The following is a 21,094-nucleotide window of genomic DNA, read 5'->3' as shown; positions in this document are numbered from 1 at the left end:
CGGCGGGACGTGCGGAAGGGCTCGGCCCCCGGCTGCGCTATAGGCTCCGTGACGAGATCTTCTCCCTGCACGCACAGCTCCCCGCGGCGCCCGGAGAGGACTGCGAGGCGTCCACCTGCACGCACCACCGAAGCGCCGTAGACGCGGGCCCCGACGGCGAGGGAGCCGTCGGCACCGCCGACGAGAGGACCCGGGTTTCCCCGTGAGCGACACCACCACCACCGCACCTGCCGCCGACCTCGACTGGAGCGAGCTCGACCGCCGCGCCGTCGACACCGTGCGCGGCCTGGCCATGGACGCGGTGCAGAAGGCCGGCAGCGGCCACCCCGGCACCGCGATGAGCCTGGCGCCGGTCGCCTACCTGCTCTACCAGAAGCTCATGACGCTCGACCCCACGCAGCCGCACTGGCCGGGGCGCGACCGGTTCGTCCTCTCGTGCGGCCACTCCAGCCTCACCCAGTACATCCAGCTCTACCTGTCCGGCTACGGGCTCGAGCTCACCGACCTCGAGGCGCTGCGCACATGGGGCTCGCTCACCCCGGGCCACCCCGAGGTGGAGCACACCGCGGGCGTCGAGATCACGACCGGCCCGCTCGGGCAGGGCCTGGCCAGCGCCGTCGGGATGGCGATGTCCGCCCGCCGCGAGCGCGGCCTCCTCGACCCCGGCGCGGCGCAGGGCGAGTCGGTCTTCGACCACACCGTCTGGGTGCTCGCGTCGGACGGCGACATGGAGGAGGGCGTGACGAGCGAGGCCTCCTCGCTCGCCGGCCACCAGCAGCTCGGCAACCTCGTCGTCGTCTACGACGCGAACCACATCTCCATCGAGGACGACACCGCGGTCGCGCTCAGCGAGGACACGGGCAAGCGCTACGAGGCCTACGGCTGGCACGTCCAGACCGTCGACTGGACGCACGGCAAGGGGACGCAGTCCGGCAAGGACGGCACCTACACCGAGGACGTCCCCGAGCTGTACGCGGCGCTGAAGACCGCGCAGGCCGTCACGGACAAGCCGTCGCTCGTCATCCTCCGCACGGTCATCGCGTGGCCGGCACCGAACCTCATGAACACCGGCAAGTCGCACGGCTCGGCGCTGGGTGACAAGGAGATCGCGGCCACGAAGGCCGTGATGGGCCTGGACCCGGAGCAGAAGTTCCAGGTCGACGCCGACGTCCTCGCGCACGCGCGCTCGGTGGTCGACCGGGGCCGCGCCGCGCGGGAGGCCTGGGAGAAGCGGTTCGAGGCCTGGAAGGCCGACAACGCGGACGGCGCCGCGATCCACGAGCGGCTGAAGACCCGGACGCTGCCCGCCGGCTGGGAGGCCACGCTCCCGACGTTCGAGGCCGGCAAGGACGTCGCGACCCGCAAGGCGTCGGGCGTCGTCCTCAACGCCGTCAAGGACGTGCTCCCGGAGCTGTGGGGCGGCTCCGCCGACCTCGCCGAGAGCAACAACACCGCCCTCGAGGGCGAGGCGTCGTTCCTCCCGTCGCAGTACACGACCCAGGCCTGGGGCCAGGGCAGCCCGTACGGCCGCATCCTGCACTTCGGGATCCGCGAGCACGCCATGGGCTCGATCATGAACGGCATCGCGCTGCACGGCGGCCTGCGGGTCTTCGGCGGCACGTTCCTCGTGTTCAGCGACTACATGCGCCCCGCCGTCCGGCTCGCGGCGCTCATGAGGCTGCCCGTCACCTACGTGTGGACGCACGACTCGATCGGTCTCGGCGAGGACGGCCCGACCCACCAGCCGATCGAGCACCTCGCGGCGCTGCGCGCGATCCCCGGCCTGGACGTCGTCCGGCCGGCCGACGCGAACGAGACTGCCTGGGCGTGGCGCACGATCCTCGGCCACACCGACCGACCGGCCGGTCTCGCGCTCTCGCGGCAGAACCTCCCGACCTACGACCGTTCCCCCGAGGGTGGCTTCGCCCCCGCCGACGGGACGGCGAAGGGCGCCTACGTGCTCAAGGAGGCGTCCGGCGGCGCGCCGGCGGTCGTCCTCGTCGGGACCGGCTCCGAGGTGCAGATCGCGGTCGCCGCGGCCGAGCTGCTCGAGGCGGACGGGGTCCCGGCCCGGGTCGTGTCGATGCCGTGCCGCGAGTGGTTCGACGCCCAGGAGCAGAGCTACCGCGACTCGGTGCTCCCGCCCTCGGTGAAGGCCCGCGTCAGCGTCGAGGCGGGCATCGCCCAGGGCTGGCGCGACGTCGTCGGCGACGCCGGGCGCATCGTCTCCATCGAGCACTTCGGCGCCTCCGCGCCGTACCAGAAGCTCTACGAGGAGTTCGGCCTCACCGCCGGGCACGTCGTCGCCGCCGCCCGAGAGAGCATCGCGGCCGCCGGCTGACGCGGCGACCCGGTCCGGCCGCCCGCTCCCGAGCACCCCTATCCGTTCCACACCAGGAGGAACCATGAGCGACGCACTCGCACGGCTCTCCGCGGAGGGCGTCTCCGTCTGGCTCGACGACCTGTCCCGCGAGCTCCTCGAGACCGGCGACCTCGCCGGCCTCATCGCGCAGCGGAACGTCGTCGGGGTCACGACGAACCCCACGATCTTCGCCAACGCCCTCGCCAAGGGCGACCGCTACACCGACCAGGTCACCGCGCTCGCGGCCCGCAGCGCGACCGTGGACGAGACGGTCTTCGAGATCACGACGGACGACGTCCGCAGCGCGTGCGACGTCTTCCGCCCGGTCTTCGACGCGACCGGCGGGCTCGACGGCCGGGTCTCCATCGAGGTCGACCCGCGGCTCGCGAAGGACACCGCCGGGACGATCGAGGCCGCCCGCCGGCTCTGGGCCACCGTCGACCGGCCCAACGCCCTCATCAAGATCCCGGCGACCGTCGAGGGCCTGCCGGCCATCACCACGGTGCTGTCCGAGGGGATCAGCGTCAACGTCACGCTGATCTTCTCCCTCGACCGCTACCGCGCCGTGATGAACGCCTTCCTCGCGGGGCTCGAGGGGGCCAAGGACGCCGGCCTGGACCTGTCGACGATCGCGTCGGTCGCCTCGTTCTTCGTCTCGCGCGTCGACACCGAGATCGACAAGCGGCTCGTCGCGATCGGCACCGAGGAGGCGACCGCGCTGCGCAGCAAGGCCGGCCTGGCGAACGCCCGGCTCGCCTACCAGGCGTACGAGGAGGTCTTCTCGACGTCGCGCTGGCAGGTGCTCGCGGACGCCGGCGCGAAGCCGCAGCGACCGCTCTGGGCGTCCACCGGCGTGAAGGACCCGTCGCTGCCGGACACGATGTACGTCACCGGGCTCGTCGCCCCGGGCACCGTGAACACCATGCCCGGCGCGACCCTCGAGGCGACCGCCGACCACGGCGAGGTCACGGGCGACACGGTCCGCGGCGGCTACGCCGAGGCCGCGCAGGTGCTCGACCGGCTCGAGGCGATCGGCGTCTCCTACGCGGACGTCACCGAGCAGCTCGAGCGCGAGGGCGTCGACAAGTTCGAGAAGAGCTGGGCCGAACTCCTCGGCACCGTGTCCGACGAGCTCGCCCGTGTCTCCGCCGCCGACTCCGACGAGGAGGCGCACCAGTGACCACCGGCCCCACGCCTCCGCAGTGGCTCGTCGCCTGGGTCGGCGACGAGGCCGGCTCCGTCCTCGAGGTGACCGCGGGCGGGGACGCCGCGGTCGCCGTCGCGACCCACGTGCCGGCCCTCGTCGCGGACGGCGTCGCGAGCGGCATCGCCGGCAAGGACGGCTCCCTCTGGGGGCAGGCCGCCGTCGACGAGGCGTCCAAGCGGCTCGGCTGGGTCGACGTCGAGGCCGCCTCGCGGCCCGTCGTCGCGAAGGTCGAGGCGCTGCGCGCGGAGCTCGCCGCCGAGGGCGTCGACCGCGTCGTCCTGTGCGGGATGGGCGGCTCCTCGCTCGCGCCCGAGGTCATCACCCGGACGGCGGGCGTCCCGCTCGTCGTCCTCGACGGCACCGACCCCGGCCAGGTCCGGGCGGCGCTCGTCGAGCTGGAGCGGACCGTCGTCGTCGTGTCGAGCAAGTCCGGCTCCACCGTCGAGACCGACAGCCAGCGCCGCGCGTTCGAGTCGGCGTTCACGGCCGCGGGCATCGACGCGAAGCGCCGGATCGTCGTCGTCACCGACCCGGGCTCCCCGCTCGAGCAGGCCTCGCTCGCCGCCGGCTACCGCGCGGTGTTCCAGGCCGACCCGACCGTCGGCGGCCGGTTCTCCGCGCTCACGGCGTTCGGGCTCGTGCCGTCCGGCCTCGCCGGCGTCGACACCGGTGCCCTGCTCGACCAGGCGGGCGAGGTCGTCGACCTGCTCGCCGACGACTCCGACGGCAACCCCGCACTCGTCCTCGGGGCGGCGCTCGGCGGCACGAAGCCGTTGCGGGACAAGGTCGTCTTCGTCGACGAGGGCTCCGGCATCGTCGGCTTCCCGGACTGGGTCGAGCAGCTCGTCGCCGAGTCCACCGGCAAGGAGGGCACCGGCCTGCTGCCGGTCGTCGTCGGCGGCCCGGGCTCGCCCGAGGTGACCGGCGGCGCGGCCGACGTCCTCGTCGTCCGGCTCGTGTCCGGCCGCGACGAGACCGACGCCGAGGCGGAGGGGGCTCCGACCGAGCCCGCCGCCCGGGTCGCGACCGGCGTCACCGTGGCCGGGCCGCTCGGCGCGCAGATGCTCCTGTGGGAGTACGCGACGTCCGTGGCGGGGCGGATCCTCGGGATCAACCCGTTCGACCAGCCGGACGTCGAGAGCGCGAAGACCGCCGCCCGCGGCCTGCTCGACGCCCGCCCGGAGCCTGCCGCGCCCGACCTCGTCGACGGCGCGGTCGAGGTCAGGGCCACCGACGGCCTGCTCGGCGACGCCAAGGACCTCACCGGGGCCGTCGACGCCCTGCTCGGCGCGCTCGGCCCGGACGGCTACGTCGCCGTCATGGCCTACCTGGACAGGGAGCACGACACCGCGCTCGCCGGGGTGCGGGAGTCGCTCGCCGCCCGCACCGGGCGCCCCGTCACCTTCGGCTGGGCGCCGCGGTTCCTGCACTCCACCGGCCAGTTCCACAAGGGCGGCCCGGCGGTCGGCGTCTACCTCCAGGTGACGGCCGAGCCCGCCGCCGGTGTCGAGGACCTCGCCATCGCGGAGCGGCCGTTCACCTTCGGGCAGCTCATCACCGCCCAGGCGGCCGGCGACGCCCAGGTGCTCGCCGACCACGGGCGGCCCGTGCTGCGCCTGCACCTCACCGACCGCGCGGCCGGCCTGCGGCAGGTGCTCTCGGTGCTCGGTGCCGCCGACGGAGCGAGCGCGTGAGCCCGGCCCGCATCGCGAAGGGGGCCAACCCGCTCCGCGACGACCGGGACAAGCGGCTCCAACGGATCGCGGGGCCGTGCGGACTGGTCATCTTCGGTGTCACCGGCGACCTTGCCCGCAAGAAGCTCATGCCGGCCGTGTACGACCTGTCGCAGCGCGGGCTGCTCCCGCCGGGCTTCGCGCTCACCGGGTTCGCCCGGCGCGACTGGGCCGACCAGGACTTCGGCCAGGTCGTCTACGAGGCGGTCCGGCAGTACGCCCGGACGCCGTTCCGCGAGTCGGTCTGGCGCCAGCTCGCCGAGGGCTTCCGGTTCGTGCCGGGCGACTTCGGCGACGACGACGCGTTCGACCAGCTCGCGCACACGGTCGCCGACCTCGACCGGGTGCGCGGCACGGGCGGGAACCACGCCTTCTACCTGTCGATCCCGCCGAAGTTCTTCCCCGTCGTCACCAAGCAGCTCGCCCGGTCAGGGCTGTCGGCGCAGGACGGCGAGCAGTGGCGCCGGGTCGTCATCGAGAAGCCGTTCGGGCACAACCTCAAGTCGGCCCGCGAGCTCAACGACGTCGTCGAGTCGGTGTTCCCGGCGGACTCGGTCTTCCGGATCGACCACTACCTCGGCAAGGAGACGGTCCAGAACCTGCTCGCCCTGCGGTTCGCGAACCAGATGTTCGAACCGGTGTGGAACGCGAACTACGTCGACCACGTGCAGATCACCATGGCCGAGGACATCGGGGTGGCCGGCCGGGCCGGTTACTACGACGGGATCGGCGCGGCCCGCGACGTCATCCAGAACCACCTGCTCCAGCTCCTCGCGCTCACCGCGATGGAGGAGCCGGTCTCCTTCGACGCGCACGACCTGCGCGCCGAGAAGGAGAAGGTGCTGTCCGCCGTCCGGCTGCCCCGCGACCTCGGCAAGCACACCGCCCGCGGCCAGTACGCCAAGGGCTGGCAGGGCGGCCAGCCGGTCATCGGCTACCTCGACGAGGAGGGCATGTCCCCCACGTCGACGACCGAGACGTTCGCCGCCGTCCGGCTCGACATCGACACCCGGCGCTGGGCCGGGGTGCCGTTCTACCTGCGGACCGGCAAGCGCCTCGGGCGGCGCGTCACCGAGATCGCCGTCGTCTTCAAGCGGGCGCCGCACCTGCCGTTCGAGCGGACGGCGACCGAGGAGCTCGGCAAGAACGCCATCGTCATCCGGGTCCAGCCGGACGAGGGCGTGACGATCCGGTTCGGCTCCAAGGTGCCCGGCACCCAGATGGAGGTCCGAGACGTCACGATGGACTTCGGGTACGGCCACTCGTTCACCGAGTCCAGCCCGGAGGCGTACGAGCGCCTCATCCTCGACGTCCTGCTCGGGGACCCGCCGCTGTTCCCGCGGCACGAGGAGGTCGAGCTCTCCTGGAAGATCCTCGACCCGATCACCGAGTTCTGGGCGTCCAAGGGGCGCCCCGACCCGTACACGTCCGGCACGTGGGGGCCCGCGTCGGCCGACGAGATGATGGCCCGCGACGGCCGTAGCTGGAGGCGTCCGTGATCGTCGACCTGCCCGACACGACGACGGGGGCCGTCGCCAAGAAGATCGTCGACCTGCGGGACGCGGGTGGCGCGGTCGCGCTGGGCCGGGTCATGACCCTGCTCATCGTCACGGACGACGGACCGGCCGAGGAGGCGATCCGGGCCGCGAACGACGCGAGCCGGGAGCACCCGTGCCGCGTCATCGCGATCGTCCGCGGGAACAAGCGCGGCGTGAACCGGCTCGACGCCCAGATCCGCGTCGGCGGCGACGCCGGCGCGAGCGAGGTCATCGTGCTGCGGCTCTACGGGCCGCTCGCCGAGCACGGCGAGTCGGTCGTCGTGCCGTTCCTGCTGCCGGACGCACCGATCGTCGCCTGGTGGCCGGGCGTCACGCCCGAGGTCCCCGCGGACGACGCGATCGGGCGGATGGCGCAGCGCCGGATCACCGACGCGTCCCAGAGCAAGAACCCGGTCAAGGCGCTGCAGCAGCGGGCCGCCCGGCACCACCCCGGGGACACCGACCTGGCGTGGAGCCGGATCACCCTGTGGCGGGGCCTGCTCGCGGCCGCCCTCGACGAGCCGCCGTACGAGCCTGTCCAGCGGGCGGTCGTGTCCGGCGGCCCGGACAGCGCCTCGACCGACCTGCTCGCCGCCTGGCTCGGGCTGTACCTCAAGTGCCCGGTGAAGCGGGTGCGGACGCCGGTCGGCAGCGGCATGGTCGGCGTCGTCCTCGAGCGGGCGTCGGGGCCGGTCGAGCTCGTCCGGCCCGACGGCAACGTCGCGACGCTGACCCAGCCGGGGCAGCCGGAACGGCGGATCGCGCTGGCCCGCCGGCAGGACCGCGACTGCCTCGCCGAGGAGCTGCGCCGGCTCGACCCGGACGACATCTTCGGTGAGGTCGTCACCCGGGGGCTCGACCTGCTCGCGAAGAACGGGACGGTCGGCACCGCCCGCTCCGCCGGGGCCAAGCAGCCCGCCGCCACGTCGGCCGGCGGTCACTCGGGGGCCCGACGGACACCCGGCGCTCCCCCGGTCGCGCCGGTCCACGGGCCGGACGACGCGGCGGCGGCCGACCCGGCTCCCGTCAAGGCTGCGGCGAAGGCTGCGGCCAAGGCACCGGCCAAGGCTCCGGCGAAGGCTGCGGCCAAGGCACCGGCCAAGGCATCGGCCAAGGCACCGGCATCGAAGGCGGCGGCGAAGAAGGCGCCCGCCAAGACCGCCGCCAAGAAGGCTCCCGCGTGACGTCGTCCCCGACCGTCGTCGTCCACGCGACCCCGGAGCTCCTCGCGCAGGCCGCCGCAGCGCGCCTCGTCACGGGGCTCGTCGACGTCCAGGCCGCCCGCGGGCACGCGCACGTCGTGCTCACGGGCGGCGGCGTCGGGATCGCGACCCTCGCCGCCCTCGCGGCGTGCCCGGCGCGGGACGCGGTCGACTGGCGCGCGCTCGACGTCTGGTGGGGCGACGAGCGTTTCCTGCCGGCCGGCCACCCGGACCGCAACGAGACCCAGGCCCGGGCGGCGCTGCTCGACGCGGTGCCGCTCGACCCGGCGCGGGTGCACGCGATGCCCGCGTCCGACGGGCGCTGGGGGGACGACGTCGACGAAGCCGCCCGCGGCTACGCCGAGGAGCTGGCGGCCGCCGCCGGCCCGGAGGACCGGGGCGGGGTCCCCGCGTTCGACATCCTCATGCTCGGCGTCGGCCCGGACGCGCACGTCGCGTCGCTGTTCCCCGAGCACCCCGCGGTGTACGAGGAGGAGCGCACCGTCGTCGGCGTGCGCGGCGCCCCCAAGCCGCCACCGACCCGGGTCTCGCTCACCGCCCCCGCGATCCGGCAGGCGCAGGCCGTCTGGCTCCTCGCGGCCGGCGCGGAGAAGGCCGGCGCGGTCTCGCTCGCGCTCGGCGGCGGTGGCCCGTTCGCCGTCCCGGCGGCCGGCGCGACCGGCCGGCGCCGCACCCTGTGGCTGCTCGACCGCGCCTCGGCGTCCGGCCTGCCGGCCCGGGTGGCGCGGATCGCGAGCCCCTGACTGAGCTGGCTGTTCGTCCTCTGGCGCGTTCTGCACCCGACGCGATGTCCTCTGGCGGCTCGCGCACCTGACGCCTCGCGTCCTCTGGCGGCTCGCGCACCTGAACGCGCGCATCCTCTGGTGTGAGAAGCACGCATCCTCGTCCTCTGGTGGGAGAACGCCCCCAAACCTGCGTTTTGTGGTGCTTTCTACACCAGAGGACGAGGTCACGTGCTTCTCACACCAGAGGACGACTCCGGAAGTGTGCGGATGCCACCAGAGGACGTCGACGCAGCGTGCGTACCCCGCCAGAGGATGCCGACGACGCCGACGACGCAGCGCTCGTCACCCGTCAGGTGCGGTGCGAGGTCACCGCACGCAGAAGGCCCCGCCGACCGGGTCGGCGGGGCCTTCGCGATGCTGTGCGGCCGGACGTGCTCAGACGATGAGCCGGCGGCGGCGCAGGGACTCGAGGGCCTCCTCGAGGATGGCCGCGCCGTCGGCGTCCGAGCGGCGCTCCTTCACGTACGCGAGGTGCGTCTTGTACGGCTCGTTGCGGGGCGGCGAGGGAGGGTTCACCTGGTCCTGACCGGCCGGGAAGCCGCACCGCGGGCAGTCCCAGATCTCGGGGGGCTGGACGCCGGCCTCCTCGGAGAAGCTGGGCATCGTCTCGTGCCCGTTGGCGCACCAGTACGAGATCCGGAACCGCGGGGCGGTATCCCCTCGCTCGGCCTCGCCCATCGGGCCCGCGCCGACCCGGCTCCCGCGGATCGCGTTGCCACTGGCCACCGCTAGTCCTCCTGCTGTTCGACGTACCGGACACGTGTCGTCGGCCGCTCCCGAAACTCCGGCCTGGCCACGTGCTGTGCTCTTGTCTATGTTTCTACGTCATCCGCGCCCGGCTGGGGGCATGTTCCGGAGGGTTACCACCCGGTACCGGGCCGGACCCTCGCGGCGCCCGCTCAGTTGAAGCGCTCGAGGACCCCGAGCAGGACCACGACGGTCGACCAGACCAGCGACACCGCGATGGTGAAGCGGTTGAGGTTGCGCTCGGCGACGCCGGAGCTGCCGAGGTTGCTGGAGACGCCACCGCCGAACATGTCCGACAGACCGCCCCCGCGCCCCTTGTGGAGCAGGATGAGCAGGATCAGGAACGCGCTGGTGATGACCAGCAGCACCTGGAGGGTGATGCGGACCGCTGTCACGGGTGATCTCGTCTCTCGTGCGGGAGGGCGTGTCCGACGCGGCGCTGACGCCGTCGCCTCGGTGCACTCAGGGTAAGCGATCCGCGGGGCGTGCCGTGACACGCCCCGCGGATCGCCAGCCCCGGGTCCTTGCGCGGACGACCTGGGCTCAGGCCGTCACGTGGCTGCGGTAGCGCGCGATGGACGCGAACTCCGCCGGGTCGATCGCCGCGCCGCCGACGAGAGCACCGTCGACGTCCGCCTCGGCCATGATCGCCGCGACGTTGTTCGCCTTGACCGAGCCGCCGTAGAGCACGCGGACGCCCGCCGCGAGGTCCGCCGAGTAGAGCTCGGCCAGCTTGGCGCGGATCGCCCCGCACACCTCCTGCGCGTCCTTCGGGGTGGCCACCTCGCCGGTGCCGATCGCCCAGACGGGCTCGTAGGCCACGACGACCGAGGCCGCCTGCTCGGCGCTGACGCCGGCCAGACCGCCCTCGACCTGCGCGAGCGTGTGCTCGACGTGGCGGCCCTCCTTGCGGACGTCCAGGCCCTCGCCCACGCAGAAGATCGGCGTGAGGCCGTGCCGGTACGCGGCCTTGACCTTGGCGTTGACGACCGCGTCGGTCTCGGCGTGGTACTGCCGGCGCTCGCTGTGCCCGACGACGACGTACGAGCAGCCGAGCTTGGCGAGGAACGCGCCGGAGATCTCGCCCGTGTACGCGCCCGAGTCGTGCGCGGAGAGGTCCTGCGCGCCGTACTTGAGGCCGAGCTTGTCGCCGTCGACGAGGGTCTGCACCGAGCGGATGTCGGTGTACGGCGGGATCACCGCGACCTCGACCTGCCCGTAGTCGTGCTTGGCGTCGTCCAGGGACCAGGCGAGCTTCTGCACGAGGTGCGTGGCCTGCTGGTGGTCGAGGTTCATCTTCCAGTTGCCCGCCATCAGCGGGGTGCGGCTCGTGGCCACGGCTCAGTCCTCCAGGACGTCGATGCCGGGGAGGGTCTTGCCCTCCAGGTACTCCAGCGACGCGCCGCCGCCGGTCGAGATGTGCCCGAACGCCCTCTCGTCGAAGCCCAGCGTCCGCACCGCCGCGGCGGAGTCGCCGCCGCCGACGACGGTGAGGCCGTCGACCTCGGTGAGGGCCTGCGCGACGGCACGGGTGCCGGCGCTGTACGCCTCCCACTCGAAGACGCCCATCGGGCCGTTCCAGAACACGGTCTTCGCGTCGGCGAGCTTGGCGGCGAAGAGCTTGCCGCTCTCCGGACCGATGTCCAGGCCCATCTTCCCGTCGGGGATCGCGTCGGCCGCGACGACCTCGGGGGCGGCGTCCTGCGAGAACTCCGCCGCCACGACGATGTCGACCGGCAGGACGACCTCGACGCCGCGCTCGGCGGCCGTGGCGAGGTAGCCCTTGACGACGTCGATCTGGTCGGCCTCGACCCGGCTGGTGCCGATCGGGTTGCCCTGGGCCGCGAGGAAGGTGAAGACCATGGCCCCACCGATGAGCAGCCGGTCGGCCTTGCCGATGAGGTTGTCGATGACCCCGAGCTTGTCGGAGACCTTCGAGCCGCCGAGGACGACGGCGTAGGGCCGCGCCGGGTCGACGGTGAGCCGCTTGAGCACCTCGACCTCGGCGAGCACGAGGCCGCCCATCGCGTGCGGCAGCCGCTTCGCGACGTCGTAGACGCTGGCCTGCTTGCGGTGGACGACGCCGAACCCGTCGCTGACGAACACGTCCGCGAGGGCCGCGAGCTCGTCGGCGAACGCGCCGCGCTCGGCCTCGTCCTTGCTCGTCTCGCCCGGGTTGAAGCGGATGTTCTCGAGGATCGCGACGTCGCCGTCGGCGAGCCCGGCGACGACGGCCTTCGCCGAGTCGCCGACCGTGTCGGTCGCGAACGCGACGTCCGTGCCGAGCAGCTCGGACATCCGCGCGACGACCGGCCGCAGCGAGTACTTCTCCTCCGGCGCGCCCTTGGGACGGCCGAGGTGGGCGACGACGACGACCTTGGCCCCGGCGTCGGAGAGCTTCTTGATGGTGGGCACGGACGCCCGGATTCGGCCGTCGTCCGTGATGGTCGTCCCGTCGAGGGGGACGTTGAGGTCGGACCGGACGAGGACGCGCTTGCCGCGCAGGTCGCCCAGGTCGTCGATGGTCTTCATGCACGCGCTCCCGCGGTCTGGGCATGCCGCGCGCCCGGCCGCGTCGTCCGGTAAGGGTGGTCTCTCACCGGACGGCAGCGGCCGGGCGGGCGGCAGCGATGTGTTCTCGCGACAGGGCTGACGCCCGTCCGACGTGGGTCAGACGATCGTCAGAGCGAGCCGCCGACGACCGACGTGAGGTCGACGAGGCGGTTCGAGTAGCCCCACTCGTTGTCGTACCAGCCGACGATCTTCGCCTGGTTGCCCTGGACGGTCGTCAGGAGCGCGTCGAAGGTGCACGACGCGGGCGAGGTGACGATGTCGCTGGAGACGATCGGGTCCTCGGTGTACTCGAGGTAGCCCTTGAGCGAGCCCTCGGCGGCCTTCTTGAAGGCCGCGTTGATCTCGTCCTTGGTCGTCTCGCGGCCGAGCTCGACCGTGAGGTCGGTCGCCGAGCCGGTCGGGATCGGGACGCGCATCGCGAAGCCGTCGAGCTTGCCCTTGAGCTCGGGGATGACCAGGGCGATCGCCCGGGCGGCACCCGTCGTCGTCGGGATGATGTTCGTCGCCGCGGCCCGCGCACGACGCAGGTCCGAGTGCGGGAAGTCCAGGATGACCTGGTCGTTCGTGTACGCGTGGATCGTCGTCATGAGGCCCTTGACGATCCCGAACTCCTCGAGGAGCACCTTCGCCATCGGCGCGAGGCAGTTCGTGGTGCACGACGCGTTGGAGATGACGTGGTGCTTCGCCGGGTCGTAGTCGCCGTCGTTGATGCCCATGACGACGGTGAAGTCCTCGTTCTTCGCCGGGGCGGAGATGATGACCTTCTTCGCGCCGGCCGCGATGTGCGCCTTCGCCTTGGCGGCGTCGGTGAAGTGGCCCGTCGACTCGATGACGACGTCCGCACCGAGCTCGCCCCACGGCAGGGCGCCCGGGTCGCGCTCGGCGAGCGCCTTGAAGCTCTTGCCGCCGACCGAGATCGAGTCCTCGGTGAACGTGACCTCGCGGCCGAGGCGGCCGAGGATCGAGTCGTACTTGAGGAGGTGCGCGAGCGTCTTGTTGTCGGTGAGGTCGTTGACGCCGACCACCTCGACGTCGGCCCCGGACGCCAGAAGCGCGCGGAAGTAGTTGCGGCCGATACGGCCGAAGCCGTTGATGCCAACCCGAACGGTCACGGAGGAGCCCTCCCTGGCGCGCCGGGGCAGCGCCCGGCGCGAATCTACGGATGATGAGTCCCGTACGCCGTCGTACGGCCACGGCAACCCTATTCGTTACCGCCAGGTATCACCCAACCGCACGCTCGTGCCACGGCGCGGCCCGATGGTCCCTGCCCGGCGGCCCCCGGTGTGGTGGTGCCCGAGTTGTCGGCTCAGGCGTCCAGCATGTCCGGTGTGAGGTTGGCCTCCGTGCCGGGGACGCCGAGGTCGTGGGCCCGCTTGTCCGCCATCGCGAGGAGCCGGCGGATCCGGCCCGCGACGGCGTCCTTGGTCATGGGCGGGTCGGCGAGCTGCCCGAGCTCCTCGAGGCTGGCCTGCTTGTGCTCCAGGCGGAGCGTGCCGGCGGCCTTGAGGTGGTCGGGGATGTCCTCGCCGAGGATCTCCATCGCGCGCTCGACCCGGGCCCCGGCCGCGACGGCGGCGCGCGCCGAGCGGCGCAGGTTCGCGTCGTCGAAGTTCGCGAGCCGGTTCGCCGTCGCGCGGACCTCGCGGCGCATCCGCCGCTCCTCCCACGCGAGGACGGCGTCGTGCGCGCCGAGCCGGGTGAGCATCGCGCCGATCGTGTCGCCGTCCCGGATGACGACCCGGTCGACGCCGCGGACCTCGCGGGCCTTGGACTGGATCGACAGCCGGCGGGCCGCACCGACGAGGGCCAGGGCGGCCTCCGGACCGGGGCAGGTCACCTCGAGGGCGCTGGAGCGGCCCGGCTCGGTGAGCGAGCCGTGCGCGAGGAACGCGCCGCGCCAGGCGGCCTCGGCGTCGCACGTCGCGCCCGAGACGACCTGCGGCGGCAGCCCGCGCACCGGCCGGCCGCGGGCGTCGAGCAGCCCGGTCTGCCGCGCGAGGCTCTCGCCGTCCCGCACCACCCGCACCACGTACCGGCTGCCGCGTCGCAGCCCCCCGGGCGCCAGCACGATGACGTCGCTCGTGTGCCCGAAGACCTCGGCGATGTCCCGCCTCAGCCGTCGGGCCGCATTGCCCGTGTCGAGCTCCGCCTCCACGACGATCCGCCCGCTCACGATGTGCAGACCGCCTGCGAACCGCAGCGTCGCGGACACCTCTGCCTTGCGGCAGCAGGGCTTCGTCACCTGGAGGCGGCTGAGCTCGTCCTTCACCAGCGCCGTCAGAGCCATGCGCCACATCCTGCCATCGCGTTCCTCCGCGCGTGTGCGGGAGGTCGAATTTCTGTGTTCATCTGATTGCGGACAGTCACGAGCACTGACCGTACGGGACGAAGATCGACCATGCGGGGTTTCACACATCTCCGAGGACGGCGTCGAACACGTCGCGGTACGCGGCCGCGAGACGCAGGGGGTCGTGCCGCGGGGTGCCGTCCCCCAGGGACACCTGACGCATGAGGAGCCGCGCTCCCAGCGTGCCCGCGACGTCGGAGAGCGTACCCGGGTCCTCGACGGACGACGGGTCGGCGAGGACGGCGTCGATGCGCAGCTCCGGGGCGTGCGCCGCGAGCACCTCCAGGTGCGCCTCCGAGGAGAACCCCTCGGTCTCCCCCGCCTGGGTCGCGAGGTTCATCGTCACGCAGCGCCGGGCCCGGGTCTCGTGCAGCGCCGCCGACAGCTCCGGGACGAGCAGGTGCGGCAGGACGCTCGTGAACCACGACCCGGGCCCGAGGACGACCCAGTCCGCCTCCATGATCGCGTCGAGCGCCTCCGGGCAGGCGGGCGGCTGCTCGGGCACGAGGCGCAGCGCGACGACGTCCCCGGGGGTGGTCGCGACGGCGACCTGCCCGCGGACCGTGACGACCCCGGCCGGGTCGGCCGGGTCGGCGCCGCGCACCGTCGCCTCGATGTCGAGCGGGACGGCGGCCATCGGCAGCACCCGGCCGCGGGCGCCGAGCAGCCGTCCGACCCAGTCCAGGCCCTCGACGGTGTCCCCGAGGAGCTCCCACAGCGTGACGATGAGCAGGTTCCCCATCGCGTGCTGGTGCAGCGCCCCCGCGCTGGCGAACCGGTGCTGGAGGACGTCGCGCCACAGGCGCCCCCACTCGCCGTCGTCGCAGAGCGCCGAGAGCGCCATCCGCAGGTCCCCGGGCGGCAGCACGCCGAGCTCGCGGCGCAGCCGGCCCGACGACCCGCCGTCGTCCGCGACCGTCACGACGCCGGTGAGCCGGTCGGTGACGTGGCGCAGGGCGGACAGCGAGGCCGCGAGACCGTGCCCGCCGCCGAGGGCGACGACCGAAGGTCCAGCCATGGACGCGGGGCTCCCTACTCGCGACCGAGGTCGCGGTGGACGGTCGTCGCCGACAGCGAGTCGCTGCGCAGCCGCTCGGCGAGCTGCTCGCTCATCGCGACGGAGCGGTGCTTGCCGCCCGTGCAGCCGATGGCGAGGGTCGCGTAGCGCTTGTTCTCCCGGGTGTACCCGGCGAGCACCGGCCGCAGCGCGGCGACGTAGGCGTCGAGCCACGTCACGGCGCCCTCCTGGGCGAGCACGAACTCGCTGACGGGCGCGTCGAGGCCGGTGTGCCCGCGCAGCTCCGGCACCCAGAACGGGTTCGGCAGGAAGCGGACGTCGGCCACGTGGTCGGCGTCCAAGGGCAGGCCGTACTTGAACCCGAAGGACATCACCGTGACCCGCAGCGCCGGCCCGGCACCGTTGCCGAACGCCTCGGCGATCTTCGCGGAGAGCTGGTGGACGTTGAGGTGGGAGGTGTCGAGCACGATGTCCGCGGTCCCGCGCAGCCCGCCGAGGATCTCCCGCTCCTGGGTGATGCCGTCGAGCAGGCGGCCCTCGCCCTGGAGCGGGTGCGGCCGGCGCACCGACTCGAACCGGCGCACGAGCGAGTCGTCCGCGGCGTCGAGGAAGAGCAGCCGGGTCTTCACGCCGCGGTCGCCGAGCGCGGCGAGCGCGGTCTGCAGCGCGGCGAAGAACGAGCGCCCGCGGACGTCGATCGTCACCGCGAGCTGGTGCACGTCGTTCGTCGTCGGTGTCGTCGTCAGGTCGACGAGCGTGCTGAGCATCTGCGGCGGGAGGTTGTCGACGACGTACCAGCCGAGGTCCTCCAGCACCGCCCCCGCCGTCGACCGGCCCGCGCCGGACATTCCTGTGATGACGAGCAGCTCTCGTCCGTCGTCGGCCCCACTCACGTCGTGCCCCTCCTGGTCGCCCGGGTCCGCTGCCCGCACCCCGGCCCCTGTGTCGTCTCCGCCGCCTGCCGCGCCCCCGCGAGGTCAGTCGATGATCTCACCGGTCGCCATGTCGACCGCCGGCTCCGCGGTCTGCTCGCCGAGAGCGGCGACGACCGCCGCGGCGACCGAGGGCCCGATGCCCTGGACCGACGCGATCTCCTCCGCGCTCGCGACGCGCAGCCGTTTCACCGAGCCGAAGGCCCGCAGCAGCGCCTTCTTGCGGGCGGGACCCAGCCCCGGCACCTCGTCGAGGACGCTGACCGTCATCGCCTTGCTGCGCTTCTGCCGGTGGTGCGTGATCGCGAACCGGTGCGCCTCGTCGCGGACCCGCTGGAGCAGGTAGAGGCCCTCGCTCGTGCGGGGCAGGACGAGCGGGTCGTCGTCCGCCGGGACCCACACCTCCTCGAGCCGCTTCGCGAGGCCGCACAGGGCGACGTCGTCGATGCCGAGCTCGGCCATCGCCCGGGCCGCCGCGGCGACCTGCGGCGGGCCGCCGTCGACGACGACGAGGTTCGGGGAGTAGGCGAAACGCCGCGGACGACCGGTGTCCGGGTCGATCGGGGACGCCGCGCCGCGCCGGCGCTCCTCGGCCTCGTCGCGCGGCTGCGGGACCTGGAGGCCGCCGTCCGCACCGGGCACCCCACCGGCCAGGTCGTCGTCCGCGCCGCCGTCACCGAGGTCGAGCCCCGCGTTCTCCTTGTCCTCGAGGTAGCGGCGGAACCGCCGGGTGATGACCTCGTGGATCGACGCGACGTCGTCCTGCCCGTCGACCCCGCGGACGGTGAAGCGGCGGTACTCGCTCTTGCGGGGCAGGCCGTCCTCGAAGACGACCATCGACGCGACGACGTGCGTGCCCTGGATGTTCGAGACGTCGTAGCACTCGATGCGCAGCGGGGCCTCGGGCAGGCCGAGCGCGTCCTGGATCTCGGCGAGCGCCTTCGACCGGGTCGTCAGGTCCCCGGCGCGCCGGGTCTTGTGCAGGGTGAGCGCCTGGCCCGCGTTGCGCCCGATCGTCTCGGCGAGCGACCGCTTGTCGCCGCGCTGCGGGACCCGGACGACGACCCGCGAGCCGCGCTGCTCGCTGAGCAGCTCCTCGATCTCGACCCGGTCCGGCGGCTCCACGGGCACGAGCACCTCACGCGGGACGCCGTCGCCGCCGACGTCGCCGTAGACCTGGAGCAGGAGCTGCTCGACGAGGTCGGCGGTCGTCACGTCCTCGACCTTCTCCACGACCCAGCCGCGCTGGCCGCGGACCCGGCCGTCCCGGACGTGGAACACCTGGACCGCGGCCTCGAGGTCGTCCTCGGAGAGCCCGAAGACGTCGGCGTCCGTGCCGTCCGGCAGGACGACCGCGCTCTTCTCGAGCGCCCGCCGCAGGGCCTGGAGGTCGTCGCGCAGCCGGGCCGCGCGCTCGTACTCCAGCTCGGACGCCGCGGCCTTCATCTGCTGCTCGATCCGGCGGACGAAGCGCTGGGTCTGGCCCGCCATGAAGTCGCAGAAGTCCTCGGCGAGCTCGCGGTGCTCCTCCTCGCTGACCCGGCCGACGCACGGTGCGGAGCACTTGTCGATGTACCCGAGCAGGCACGGGCGGCCGACCTGGCCGGCCCGGCGGAAGACCCCGGCGCTGCACGTGCGCACCGGGAAGACGCGCAGCAGCAGGTCGACGGTCTCGCGGATCGCCCAGGCGTGCGCGTAGGGCCCGAAGTACCGGGTGCCCTTGCGCTTGGCGCCGCGCATGACCTGGACCCGCGGGTAGGCCTCCCCCATCGTCACCGCGAGGTACGGGTACGACTTGTCGTCGCGGTACTTGACGTTGAAGCGCGGGTCGAACTCCTTGATCCAGGCGTACTCGAGCTGGAGCGCCTCGACCTCGGTGGTGACCGTCGTCCACTCCACGCCCGCCGCCGTCGTCACCATGGTCTGGGTGCGCGGGTGCAGCGAGGCGATGTCGGCGAAGTAGGAGTTGAGCCGCTGCCGCAGGCTCTTCGCCTTGCCGACGTAGATGACGCGGCCCGACGAGTCCCGGAAGCGGTAGACACCCGGGGACTCCGGGATCTCTCCCGTCTTCGGGCGGTACGTCGAGGGATCGGCCACGGACCGAGCCTAGGCGTCGGCACCGACCTTTCCGGTACCGGCCCGGTGGCCCGCACCGTCGGTGCCGGCCGCCCCGGGGCCGAGGTGCACCTCGACGGCGGCGAGCCAGCCGGCCATGAGCGCGAGCGCGACCTCGCGCACGGTGCCGTCCGGGGGCAGGAACGCCGCGTCGTGGAGCATCGGCGATCCCGGGCCGTGGCCGGTGCCGACGAACATCATGAGGATCGGCAGCTGCGTGCCGTACGTGGCGAAGTCGTCGGAGCCGCACGACGCGAAGGGCGCCGTCGGCAGCCCGGACGCCGCGAGCCAGTCCGCCGCGCACGCCGCGGTCGCCGGGTCGTTGTCGAGCGCCGGCTCGCCGCGGCGGACCAGGTAGCGGCCGGTGCAGCCGTGCCCGTGCGCGATGCCCGTGACGAGCGCCTCGATCCGGGCGTGCAGCGCGGCGGCGTCGACGGGCCGCATCGTCCGGACGGTGCCGGCCGCACGGGCCTCGTCCGGGACGACGTTCGGCGCGCCCGAGCCGGAGAGCTGGGTCATCGAGACCACGGCCGGCTGCAGCGGATCGACGGCGGAGCGGACGGCGTCCTGCATCGCCAGCACGATCCGGCACAGCGCCGGGACGGGGTCCACGGTGAGGTGCGGGTAGGCGCCGTGGCCGCCGCGGCCGGTGACGACGACCTCGATCTCGTCGACGGCGGCGTTGACCGGACCCGGGTCGCACGAGACGTGCCCGGCCGCCACCTGCGGCTGGACGTGCCCGCCGACGACGCACCGGACGTCGTGGGCGGCCAGGACCCCCTCGGCGAGGACGTCGGCGGCCCCGGTCGGGCCGACCTCCTCGCGCGGCTGGAGGACGACGACCAGCCCGGCGGGCAGCGGGTGCCCGGCGGCCTCCGTCGCGAGGGCCGCCCGGGACAGCGCGGTGACGGCGGCGAGGTGCACGTCGTGGCCGCATGCGTGCATGGCACCGTTCGTCGCGGCGTACGCGGCCCCGGTCGCCTCGACGAGGGGCAGGGCGTCGAGCTCCGCGCGGACGGCGACCGCCGGGCCGCCCGGTCCGATCCGGAGCACCCGGCCGGTCGACGCGGACGCCGTCCCGGGGCCCGCGCCGATCGCGGCGACGACCGCGGCGGTCGTCGCCGTCTCGTGGCCGGACACCTCGGGCGCGGCGTGGATCCGGTGCCGCAGCGCGACCGCCGCCGGCAGCTCGGCGTCGAGCGCCTCGACCCAGCGCACCCGCAGCGCCTCGAGCCCGGCACGTGCGCCGGTGTGCCGGCCGGTCACGGTTCCGCCTGCCCGGTCACGATGCGGCCGGGAGGCCGTAGACGCGCTCGGCGTTGCCGTGCGCGACGAGGTGGGCGAAGCGTTCGGCGTCCGGCACCGACCACTCGCCGCTGCCGACCCGGTCGGCGAGCAGCGCCTCCAGCCCGAGCCGGAAGTTCAGGGCGCCGAGCCGGTACAGCTCGGGGGCCCCGTAGGCGTCGGAGGAGTACAGCAGCCGGGTGAACGGCGTGACCTCGGCGGCCTCGGCGAGCACCTCGATGCTGCGGCGCGGCCCGACGTAGTGCAGGACCGAGCCGACGTCGAGGTGCACGTGGGGGTAGATGCACGCGAGGTAGGACGCCTCGCGGTGCAGCGGCCAGCAGTGCAGGAGCATGACGGGCACCCGGTGCAGGTGCAGCCAGTCGGTGAGCAGCGTCGGGTCGACGTCGGTCATCCGGATGTCGCTGTCGCCGAAGCCGATGTGGAACTGGATCGGCAGGCCGAGGTCGACGGCGGCCCAGAGCGTCAGGCGCTGGAGGACCGGGTCGGCGAGCCGCCAGCCGGACTCCCCCGGGCCGGCCGTCAGCCAGCGGGCGGCGGCGCCCGTCGACTCGGACGGCGACGGCCGGCGCGGGTCGAGGCGCAGGCCGGTCCGGTACGCCGCGACCGACTTCACGCCGACGACGCCGGGCTCGGCGGTCGCCGCCGCGAGCCGCTCCGCGAACCGCTGGGCGAACTCACCGGGCTCGACGCCGTCCGCCGCGACCGCCTCGGCGACCGACTCGAGCCGGACGATGACGGACGTCGGGGTGCCGGTGAGGTCGGCCATCTCCTCGGGGGTCGTCAGGCCGTCGGGGCGGTGCCCGGTGTCGACGAGGTAGCGGCTCGTGCCGGTCGGGGCGAGGAAGCGCCGGTTCACCTCCGCGGTGCCGAGCTCGAACCGGCGCGCGAGGTACTCCTCGACCGGCGCGTGCGGCTCGAGGTCGAGCAGGGGTGCGCAGTGCCGCCGGATCGCGAGCCCGACCGGGGTGTCGAAGTTCGTCTCCCCGGCGGGCGGGGCGCCGCCCTCGCTGATGATCGCCTCCAGCCCGGGCCGGTCGAGCTCTGCTGTCACGACACCGTGACAGTGGTGGTCGACGAGCGGGACGGTGCTGGCGACGTCCGTCATGAGGTCCTCCGGGGTGGTGTCGGGGCTGGGGCGTCGGGCGTCGGTCCGTCCGACGGCTCGGCAGGCAGGTCGGCAGGAAGGTCGGCGGGCGGGTCGGCGG

At 73.6% G+C, this 21,094-nt stretch carries 17 protein-coding genes; 6 read left to right on the top strand and 11 right to left on the bottom strand.

Features of this window, described 5'->3' with window-relative positions; translation table 11 throughout:
* Positions 1-202: 202 nt before the first annotated feature.
* From tkt to pgl, 6 genes are all read left to right on the top strand, one after another.
* Positions 203-2,341, top strand: coding sequence for a transketolase (gene tkt, locus EDJALFJO_RS32665; protein WP_088290811.1), 2,139 nt, complete (start codon positions 203-205; stop codon positions 2,339-2,341).
* A 64-nt stretch (positions 2,342-2,405) separates the two neighbouring features.
* Positions 2,406-3,542 carry a transaldolase gene (gene tal / locus EDJALFJO_RS32660; protein WP_088290810.1) on the top strand — a complete coding sequence of 379 codons (1,137 nt, stop codon included), beginning with the start codon at positions 2,406-2,408 and terminating at the stop codon, positions 3,540-3,542.
* The gene (locus EDJALFJO_RS32655) at positions 3,539-5,263 is read left to right on the top strand and encodes a hypothetical protein (protein WP_233150173.1); all 1,725 of its coding nucleotides are present in this window, start codon (positions 3,539-3,541) and stop codon (positions 5,261-5,263) included. The genes tal and EDJALFJO_RS32655 overlap by 4 nt, the downstream gene beginning before the upstream one ends.
* Entirely contained in the window at positions 5,260-6,801 is a 1,542-nt protein-coding gene (zwf, locus tag EDJALFJO_RS32650; RefSeq protein ID WP_088290809.1) for a glucose-6-phosphate dehydrogenase, read from the top strand. The genes EDJALFJO_RS32655 and zwf overlap by 4 nt, the downstream gene beginning before the upstream one ends.
* Positions 6,798-8,024: a glucose-6-phosphate dehydrogenase assembly protein OpcA gene (locus EDJALFJO_RS32645; protein WP_088290808.1), complete on the top strand. Its 1,227-nt coding sequence runs from the start codon at positions 6,798-6,800 to the stop codon at positions 8,022-8,024. The genes zwf and EDJALFJO_RS32645 overlap by 4 nt, the downstream gene beginning before the upstream one ends.
* Complete coding sequence (pgl, locus tag EDJALFJO_RS32640) at positions 8,021-8,806, top strand: 6-phosphogluconolactonase (RefSeq protein WP_088290807.1); 786 nt, start codon at positions 8,021-8,023, stop codon at positions 8,804-8,806. The genes EDJALFJO_RS32645 and pgl overlap by 4 nt, the downstream gene beginning before the upstream one ends.
* Positions 8,807-9,223: 417 nt before the next feature.
* On the opposite strand, the gene EDJALFJO_RS32635 is transcribed toward pgl, so the two are convergent.
* The 11 genes from EDJALFJO_RS32635 to EDJALFJO_RS32585 form a co-directional block, all read right to left on the bottom strand.
* A complete protein-coding gene (locus EDJALFJO_RS32635) occupies positions 9,224-9,574 on the bottom strand; it encodes an RNA polymerase-binding protein RbpA (protein ID WP_088290806.1) in 351 nt (116 codons plus the stop codon).
* Positions 9,575-9,747: 173 nt separating this feature from the next.
* Positions 9,748-9,990, bottom strand: a complete 243-nt coding sequence (secG, locus tag EDJALFJO_RS32630) for a preprotein translocase subunit SecG (RefSeq protein ID WP_088290805.1) — start codon at positions 9,988-9,990, stop codon at positions 9,748-9,750.
* A gap of 148 nt (positions 9,991-10,138) precedes the next feature.
* The gene (tpiA, locus tag EDJALFJO_RS32625) at positions 10,139-10,909 is read right to left on the bottom strand and encodes a triose-phosphate isomerase (RefSeq protein ID WP_198950866.1); all 771 of its coding nucleotides are present in this window, start codon (positions 10,907-10,909) and stop codon (positions 10,139-10,141) included.
* Positions 10,910-10,936: 27 nt separating this feature from the next.
* Positions 10,937-12,127 carry a phosphoglycerate kinase gene (pgk, locus tag EDJALFJO_RS32620; RefSeq protein WP_088290803.1) on the bottom strand — a complete coding sequence of 397 codons (1,191 nt, stop codon included), beginning with the start codon at positions 12,125-12,127 and terminating at the stop codon, positions 10,937-10,939.
* A gap of 149 nt (positions 12,128-12,276) precedes the next feature.
* A complete protein-coding gene (gene gap, locus EDJALFJO_RS32615) occupies positions 12,277-13,281 on the bottom strand; it encodes a type I glyceraldehyde-3-phosphate dehydrogenase (protein ID WP_088290802.1) in 1,005 nt (334 codons plus the stop codon).
* A gap of 194 nt (positions 13,282-13,475) precedes the next feature.
* Complete coding sequence (gene whiA, locus EDJALFJO_RS32610) at positions 13,476-14,456, bottom strand: DNA-binding protein WhiA (RefSeq protein WP_088290801.1); 981 nt, start codon at positions 14,454-14,456, stop codon at positions 13,476-13,478.
* Between the two features lie 121 nt (positions 14,457-14,577).
* On the bottom strand, positions 14,578-15,660 hold the full coding sequence (gene yvcK / locus EDJALFJO_RS32605; RefSeq protein ID WP_369812604.1) for a uridine diphosphate-N-acetylglucosamine-binding protein YvcK: 1,083 nt from the start codon (positions 15,658-15,660) through the stop codon (positions 14,578-14,580).
* Positions 15,549-16,382: an RNase adapter RapZ gene (gene rapZ / locus EDJALFJO_RS32600; RefSeq protein WP_088290799.1), complete on the bottom strand. Its 834-nt coding sequence runs from the start codon at positions 16,380-16,382 to the stop codon at positions 15,549-15,551. The genes yvcK and rapZ overlap by 112 nt, the downstream gene beginning before the upstream one ends.
* A 129-nt stretch (positions 16,383-16,511) precedes the next feature.
* Positions 16,512-18,563 (bottom strand): excinuclease ABC subunit UvrC, encoded by a 2,052-nt coding sequence (uvrC, locus tag EDJALFJO_RS32595; protein ID WP_088290798.1) that lies wholly within the window; start codon positions 18,561-18,563, stop codon positions 16,512-16,514.
* Between the two features lie 9 nt (positions 18,564-18,572).
* The gene (locus tag EDJALFJO_RS32590; protein WP_233150171.1) at positions 18,573-19,847 is read right to left on the bottom strand and encodes a M20 family metallopeptidase; all 1,275 of its coding nucleotides are present in this window, start codon (positions 19,845-19,847) and stop codon (positions 18,573-18,575) included.
* Between the two features lie 16 nt (positions 19,848-19,863).
* Positions 19,864-20,994, bottom strand: coding sequence for an amidohydrolase family protein (locus tag EDJALFJO_RS32585; protein WP_088290797.1), 1,131 nt, complete (start codon positions 20,992-20,994; stop codon positions 19,864-19,866).
* Between the last annotated feature and the right edge of the window lie 100 nt (positions 20,995-21,094).

The organism is Kineosporia sp. A_224, assembly GCF_002198655.1.
In the GTDB taxonomy this organism is placed as follows: Bacteria; Actinomycetota; Actinomycetes; order Actinomycetales; family Kineosporiaceae; genus R-H-3.
This window is presented reverse-complemented; position numbering and strand designations above follow the sequence as displayed.